At 73.5% G+C, this 1103-nt stretch carries 1 pseudogene; it reads left to right on the forward strand.

Annotated elements, in window-relative coordinates:
* A pseudogene (locus AOK22_RS43830) lies at positions 1–1043 on the forward strand (hypothetical protein); the annotation flags it as partial.
* Between the last annotated feature and the right edge of the window lie 60 nt (positions 1044–1103).

Here is a 1103-nt window from a genome sequence, read left to right on the forward strand (position 1 = left end):
ACGGAGGCTCGGGCGGGGGTTCCAGCGACTCGGGCGGCGGCTCGGGCGGGGGTGACACGAACGGATCGTCGAGCGGGTCGTCCAGCGGTTCTTCGAGTGGTACGTGGCTGAACGGAGGCTCGGACGGCGACGCCGGCGGGCACGGCAAGAGCGGCGGCGACGGCAAGGACGGCGGAAGCGGCAACCCGCCCGGTTGGCTTCCCTGGGGGCCGAAGTCTCCCAACACCGATGAGGCCCTCGAGCCCGACAGCGCGTACGACCTGCTCCAGCAGGGCGAGTGCCAGGAGCCGTACGAGACGGCCGTGGACCCCGCCAAGCAGCTCGGCAACCCGGCCACCCCCGAGTCCTGGAAGGTGATCGAGGGGCTGGCCGGGGTCTGCAAGGCCGCGCGGGGCGAGCGCGACGGGCTCGCCATCGCGGAGAAGGCCGCGACCGGACTGCGGGCCGTCAACTACCAGCCGGCGGGCACCGAGCAGCTCTGCAAGGACGGCGACGCCTACGGAGTGCTCCGCCGCTTCGTCGCCTACTACCAGCGGCATGCCGACGAGCGCGTGGTGCTGCGCGCCTCGACATCCGGCGCCAACGCCTGCGCGAGCCGGATCGCCGCGTCGGACCACAGTTACGCGCCCGGTACGCCGGCCTACTTCGAAGGGACCTGGCCCGCCGCCCCGAGCACCGTGGAACTGCGCGCGCCGGAGCTGACCCAGCCGATCGTCCTGAAGCCGTTCGGCGACCCCGAGGACAAGGCCAGGTGCTGCAAGGACGCGGTCTTCTCCGTCGACCTGCCAGGGCCGGACGGCTACGGCGGCGCGCGTCCGACGGTGATCGGCGTGACCCTGGTGACGGAGAAGGGTTCCAAGGTCGTCAAGCAGGGCGCGTTCACGCTGGACTGGAGCGGCATCGATCCGCCGTCGCCTTCGCCCAGGTCCCCGTCGCCCGAGCCGGGGTCGTCGACCCCTCAGGTGTCCAGCCCGGCCGTCTCCGGCCCCGCGGTCTCCAGCCCGGTGGCGTCCTCCGGTTCACCCGCCTCGCCGCCCCGATGAGCGACCCCTCACCGCCGGCCCCGCACTCGCCCCCGGCACCGGACCCGGCTCCCTCCCCTG

Origin of the sequence: Streptomyces silaceus, assembly GCF_001419745.1 — a bacterium.
In the GTDB taxonomy this organism is placed as follows: domain Bacteria; phylum Actinomycetota; class Actinomycetes; order Streptomycetales; family Streptomycetaceae; genus Streptomyces; species Streptomyces silaceus.